We start from the raw sequence: 6,922 nt of genomic DNA, 5'->3' as shown, positions 1-6,922 counted from the left end.
CCCCCACGCACCGCCACCTCCGGCTCACCCGAACCAAGCACCACACCCGCAACATCACCGAACGAACCACCCGCCGGATCCACATCCACCAACACAAACCGACCCGGATTCTCCGCCTCCGCAGCCCGCACCAACCCCCACACCGGCGCCGCACACACATCCACCCCCACACCAACCCCCACACCCACCGCACCACGCGTCACCACCACCAACGGACCAGCCTCCACACCCTCCAACCAACCCTGAACCGCCTCCAACACCCCACCCAACACCGACCGCACACCCACCACCGGATCCACACCCACCAACACCGGCACCTCAAACACCCCACCCACAACACCATCAAAACCGCCAGCACCAGCACCAGCACCGCCGGCACCCACCAACGGACGCCACACCACCTCATGCAACCCACCACCCACACCCGACCCCACCAACTGCTCCACCGACACCGGACGCGAGACCAACGCGCCGACTGTGAGAACAGGTTGACCGGATCCATCGGCCACCAGGACCGAGACGCTGTCCTGTCCCGCCGGTGCAATCCGAACACGGAGGGCCGATGCCCCTGCCGCGTGAAGAGCGACGTCGGTCCAGGCGAAGGGCAGCACGGTCGATTCGTCGGTGCGTGAACCGTCATCGATAAGTGCCACGTGCATGGCCGCGTCAAGCAGAGCGGGGTGCAGCCCGAAGCGCTGGGCGTCGTCGTGCGCCGAGTCGGGAAGTGCGACCTCCGCGTACAGCTCCTCCCCCGAGGTCCAGGCAGCCTTGAGTCCCTGGAATACCGGCCCGTAGCCGTAACCACGCTCGGAGAGGAGCTCGTAGGCTCCCTCGACGCTGATCGCCTCTGCGCCCTTCGGCGGCCAAGCGGTCAGGTCCGCCGCTGGGACTCTGCCGCCCACGGCAAGGACACCTTCGGCGTGACGCGTCCAAGGGTCGCGATCGGCATCGTCACCCCGCGAATAGACGCTGACCGTTCGACGCCCCGCCGGGTCGGCCGCGCCGACCGCCACCTGAATCGCGACTCCGCCCTGTTCAGGGATCACGAGCGGCGCCTGCAACGTCAGCTCTTCAAGCAGGTCGCAACCGACCTCGTCGGCTGCCCTGACGGCCAGTTCGACGAAGGCCGTGCCGGGAAGAAGCACGCTACCCAGCACGCCGTGGTCGGCTATCCATGCCTGGTCGGCCAGGGACAGCCGTCCGCTGAGCACCACCTCGTCGGCCTGCGCCAGAGTGATGGTGGCCCCGAGGAGCGGGTGACGGGTGGCGCCCAGGCCGAGTGAGCCTGGGTCGTTGCCGCCGGACTCCGCCTGCATCCAGTACCGCTCACGCTGGAACGCGTACGTCGGCAGGTCGACGCGGCGGGCACCCGTGCCCTCGAAGAGCCGGGCCCAGTCCACCGACACACCACTCACATGCAGCCGGCCCAACGCGGCAACCACCGAGGCCACCTCCGGACGCCCCTTACGCACCAGCGGAACAAAGACCGCCGCCTCACCGTCCACCGACTGCTGCGCCATCCCACACAACACACCATCCGGACCCACCTCGACGAACGACGTCACACCCCGCGACACCACAAACGACACCGCATCCGCGAAACGCACCGCCTCCCGCACATGCCGCACCCAGTACTCCGCCGAACCCCACCCCTCCGCCAGATCCCCCGACACACCCGACACCACCGGAACCGACGCAGCACCGAACTCCAACCCCGCCACCACCGCCCCGAACTCCGCCAACATCGGCTCCATCAACGGCGAATGAAAAGCATGCGACACCCGCAATACACTCGTCCGACGCCCCAGCGCCTCGAACACCGCCACGAGCTCACGCACCGCCGCGTCCGTACCCGAAACCACCACCGAACGCGGCCCGTTCACCGCCGCGATCCCCACCTCACCGGTCAACAACGGAAGCACCTCCGCCTCCGAAGCCTCCACCGCCACCATCGACCCACCAGCCGGCAACGCCTGCATCAACCGACCACGCGCCACCACCAACGCAGCCGCATCCCCCAACGACAACACCCCCGCCACATGCGCGGCAGCGATCTCACCGACCGAATGACCCACCAGGAAGTCCGGACGCACCCCCCAGGACTCCAGCAGCCGGAACAGCGAGGTCTCGACCGCGAACAGAGCGGCCTGCGCGAACATCGTCCCGTTCAGCAGACCCGCATCCCCACCCCACACCACCTCACGCAACGAACGACCCAGCCGGACGTCCAACTCCGCCACGACGGCGTCGAACGCCGCCGCGAACACCGGGTAGGACTCGTACAGCTCCCGTCCCATCCCCACACGCTGCGCACCCTGCCCCGTGAACAGGAACGCCACCCTGCCCGCCGGCCTGGCCGAGCCCCGCACCACCGACGACGCGACACCACCCTCCGCCAGCGCCGTCAGACCCCGCACCAACTCCCCACGATCCGACGCCGCCACCACCGCACGATGCTCCAACACCGCACGCGACACCACCGACGAAAAACCCACATCCAACAACGAGGCAGAGGACTCCCCCGCCACCCGTCCCAGCAGCTTCCCCGCCTGCGCCGACAACCCCGCCTCGCTCCGCGCCGACAACACCACCGGAACCACCGGCAACTCAACAGCCACCGACACCTCCGGCTCCTCGACCACCGGAGCCTGCTCCACGATCACGTGGGCGTTCGTCCCACTCAGACCGAACGACGACACACCCACACGCCTCGGACGATCCCGCACCGGCCACGCCCGCGACTCCGTCAACAACTCCACCGCACCCGCAGCCCAGTCCACCTGCGGCGTCGGCTCATCCACATGCAACGTCTTCGGCAACACACCATGCCGAATCGCCTGCACCGCCTTGATCACACCACCCACACCCGCAGCCGCCTGCGCATGCCCCAGATTCGACTTCAACGACCCCAGCCACAACGGATCACCCTCCGGACGACCCTGCCCGTACGTCGCCAACAACGCCTGCGCCTCGATCGGATCCCCCAACCGGGTCCCCGTCCCATGCGCCTCCACCAGATCCACCTGATCCGACGAAATCTGCGCATCAGCCAACGCCGCACGAATCACCCGCTGCTGCGACGGACCATTCGGAGCCGTCAACCCGTTACTCGCACCATCCTGATTCACCGCACTGCCCCGCAGCACCGCGAGAACCGGGTGTCCGTTGCTTCGGGCATCGGAGAGCTTCTCCAGGAGCAGGACGCCGGCCCCCTCCGACCAGCTGGTGCCGTCGGTGGCGCCCGCGAACGACTTGCAGCGGCCGTCCTTGGAGAGGCCGCCCTGCCGGCTGAACTCGACGAAGACCTCAGGCGTCGACATGACCGCCACGCCGCCGGCCAGTGCCATCGAGCACTCGCCCGAACGCAGCGCCTGGGCCGCCAGGTGCAGGCTGACGAGCGACGAGGAGCACGCGGTGTCCACCGTCATCGACGGGCCCTCGAAGCCGAAGACGTACGAGACGCGGCCCGACGCGATGGAACCGGTGGCACTGTTGTGAGCGTAGTCGTGGTACATCATTCCGGCGAATACACCGGTTTTGCTGCCCTTCAGTGTGGCGGGGTCGATTCCGGCCCGCTCGAACACCTCCCACGAGCATTCCAGCAGCAGCCGCTGCTGCGGGTCCATGATCAGGGCCTCGTTCGGACTGATACCGAAAGGAACGGGGTCGAAGGTGTCTGCGGAGTGGAGGAAGCCGCCCCTGTTGACGTAACTGGTGTTCGGCCGCTCACCGTTCGGATCGTAGAGGGACGCGACATTCCAGCCGCGATTGTCCGGGAATTCGGATATCGCGTCCACGCCATCGTTCACCAGTTGCCAGAGGGCCTCCGGTGATTCGACTCCTCCTGGAAAGCGGCAGCTCATCGCGACGATGGCGATGGGCTCGCGGGCTGCGGACGACAGCTTCCTGTTGTGGGCCCGCAGACGGTCGTTCTCCTTGAGCGACGCGCGCAGTGCGGCGACCAGCTTCTCGTCAGAATTAGTCATGGGGGCTCTCACATTCCCTGCGTCGCGTCGTCAAGGCCGGAACCACCGAGTGCCATGCTTATCAGGCTCTCGGCATCCATCGAGTCGATGGAATCGGTCGAGTTCTCGGCCGTGTCCTCAGCCGGGTTCACCGGCTCTTCGTGAGTACCGGCCAGCTCGAAGAGGACATCCATCAGTCCTGCATCCCTGAGTCGGCTCAGGGGTATTCCCTGCAGAATGCGTCGGACCCGCTCTTCCTCGACGGCCTGTGCGTCCGTCGCCGAGTCGGGGCGCAGTTCCTCGGCGAGGTACTGCGCGAGCACGCGGGAGTTCGGGTAGTCGAAGACCAGCGTCGCCGGCGGGCGCAGCCCGGTGGCCTGGGCCAGGCCGTTACGGAACTCCACCGCGGCCAGCGAGTCGAACCCGAGTTCCCTGAACGCCCGGTCCGGCTCGATGGCCGAGGCGCCGGAGTATCCGAGAATGGCGGCCGCGTGGGCCCGTACCAGGTCGAGCAACTGGTCGGTGCGCTCCTCGTCGGTCAGCGCGTTCATCCGTCGGCGGAACGCCGCCGCGCCGGAGGCCGTCGTGTCGGTGGCTCGGTGGCCACCGGGCCGTACGAGCCCTCGGAACAGGTCCGGAAGGTCGTCCGGTGCCGGAGCGTCCGTTCCCGTGAGATCGAGCCGCATGGTGACGAGTGCCGCACCACCGGCCGTCTCGGCCGCGTCGAAGAGGGCGGTTCCCTCCTCGGCCGACAGGGGTGCGATGCCGGTCCGGCGCATGCGCTGGGAGTCGGCGCTGTGCAGGCTGTCCGCCATGCCCCCGTCCGCCCACGGCCCCCAGGCGAGGGACCGGGCGGGGAGGCCTTCCGCCCTGCGGTACGTGGCCAGGGCGTCCAGGAACGCGTTGGCCGCGGCGTAGTTGCCCTGCCCCGGATTGCCGATCACCCCGGCGGCGGAGGAGAAGAGGACGAAGGCGGTGAGGTTCATGCCGCGGGTCAGCTCGTGGAGGTTCAGTGCCGCGTCCACCTTCGGACGCAGGACCGCCTCCACCCGCTCCGCCGTCAGCGAGCCGATCACCCCGTCATCCAGCACACCCGCCAGATGCACCACCCCCACCAGCGGCCGATCCGCCGGAACCGACTCCAACACCCGCTCCACAGAAGCCCGGTCAGCCACGTCACACGCCTCGACCACCACCTCCGCACCCCAGCCCGCCAACTCCTCGACCAACTCCCCCACACCCTCGACGGCACCACCACGACGGCTCGTCAACACCAACCGCCGCACCCCACGCTCCACCACCAGATGACGCGCGAACACCCGCCCCAACGTCCCCGTACCACCCGTCAACAACACCGTCCCCGCAGGACCGAACTTCACGACCTGCCGGCCGTCGTCGGACGGTACGACGCGTTGCAGCCGGCCCACATGCGCACGTCCCTCGCGTACCACCACCTGCGACTCGCCCAGCGCCATGACCCGCGACGTCTCGGTACCCGTGCTCAGCTCACCGTCCAGCAGCACGACACGCCCCGGGTTCTCCGACTGCGCCGAACGCACCAGACCCCACACAGCCGCACCCGCCACATCGCCCACGTCTTCACCGGGCAACGCGACGGCACCAGCCGTCCGCACCACCAACCGTGACCGGTCGAACCGCTCGTCACCCAGCCATTCCTGCATCACCCCCAACACCTCGGACACCGCATCCCGCACCAGACCCGCAGAACCGGCCCCCGTCTCACCGGCGCGCAGCGAATCGAACACCACCACCTCCGGGACGATGCCCGTCGAACCCACCACGTCGTCCCAACGCCCGACCGTCAGCTCAGCCGCCTCGTCGGCACCGGGCAACGCCACCTCCGGCCACTCCACCCCGAACAGCGAACCCCTCGCACCGGACTCGGCCGCCGCGCGTCGTTCCCCGTCCACCGAGCGCAACGCGAGCGAATCGACCGACGCCACCACCGCTCCACCGGCATCGGCGAGTGCCACCGACACCCGGCCCTCACCTTCCACCGTCACCCGGACCCGCACCGCCGAGGTACCCACCGCCCCCAGGGACACGCCCGACCACGCGAACGGCAACGCGGCCCCCTCACCCACCGCACCCGACAGCGCCACCGTGTGCAACGCCGCGTCGAAGAGGGCGGGGTGCAGGGCGTAGGTGCCGTGCTCGACCCCTTCGGGGAGGCCGGCCTCGGCGTAGACATGCCCGTCGGTCCGCCATGCCTCGCTCAGCCCGCGGAAGGACGGCCCGTAGCTCAGACCCGCTTCCGCCATGCCGTCGTAGAACCCGTTCAGGTCAACCGGCTCAGCACCGGCCGGCGGCCACTGTTCCGCGACCCACGACACGTCCGCGGCCCCGGACGCGTCAACGGCGGCGACGAGCGAACCCGTGGCATGGCGCACCCAGGGCTGATCGGGCGCTTCGCCTCGCGAGTGCACGGTCACCGATCGTCGGCCGGAGTCGTCGGAGGGTCCGACGACGACCTGGAGGGCGACGCCCTCATGCTCCGGCAGCATCAACGGCGCTTCCAGAGTCAGCTCCTCAAGCCCGGCGTACCCCACCTCGTCCGCTGCCCTGAGTGCCAGTTCCACGAAGCCCGTGCCGGGGAAGAGCGCGACGTCACCGAGTGCATGATCGGACAGCCAGCGCTGGGTCCCGGTGGACAGGCGACCGGTCAGGATCACGCTGTCGGCGTCGGGCGACGTGACGACCGCGCTCAGGAGCGGGTGACCGGCCGCCGCCTGCCCCATCGACTCCGCGTCCGCGCCGTGCTGCTCGCCGACGATCCAGTAGTTCTGGTGCTGGAAGGCGTACGTGGGCAGGTCGACGCGGCGGGCACCCGTGCCCTCGAAAAGCCGGGCCCAGTCCACCGACACACCACTCACATGCAGCCGGCCCAACGCGGCAACCACCGAGGCCACCTCCGGACGCCCCTTACGCACCAGCGG

General features: G+C 69.0%; 2 protein-coding genes. Both read right to left on the bottom strand.

The annotated features are described in order from the left end of the window. The coding region (locus tag ACFZAX_RS35275; RefSeq protein ID WP_390967053.1) for a beta-ketoacyl synthase N-terminal-like domain-containing protein at positions 1-3,986 on the bottom strand (3,986 nt) is incomplete at its 3' end. Positions 3,987-3,994: 8 nt separating this feature from the next. Next, positions 3,995-6,922: SDR family NAD(P)-dependent oxidoreductase (locus tag ACFZAX_RS35270; protein WP_390967052.1), on the bottom strand; the 2,928-nt coding region annotated here is incomplete at its 5' end.

The organism is Streptomyces sp. NPDC008125, assembly GCF_042957125.1.
GTDB lineage: Bacteria > Actinomycetota > Actinomycetes > Streptomycetales > Streptomycetaceae > Streptomyces.
Note: the sequence above shows the minus strand (reverse complement) of the source record. Positions and strands in the feature narration are given on the sequence as shown.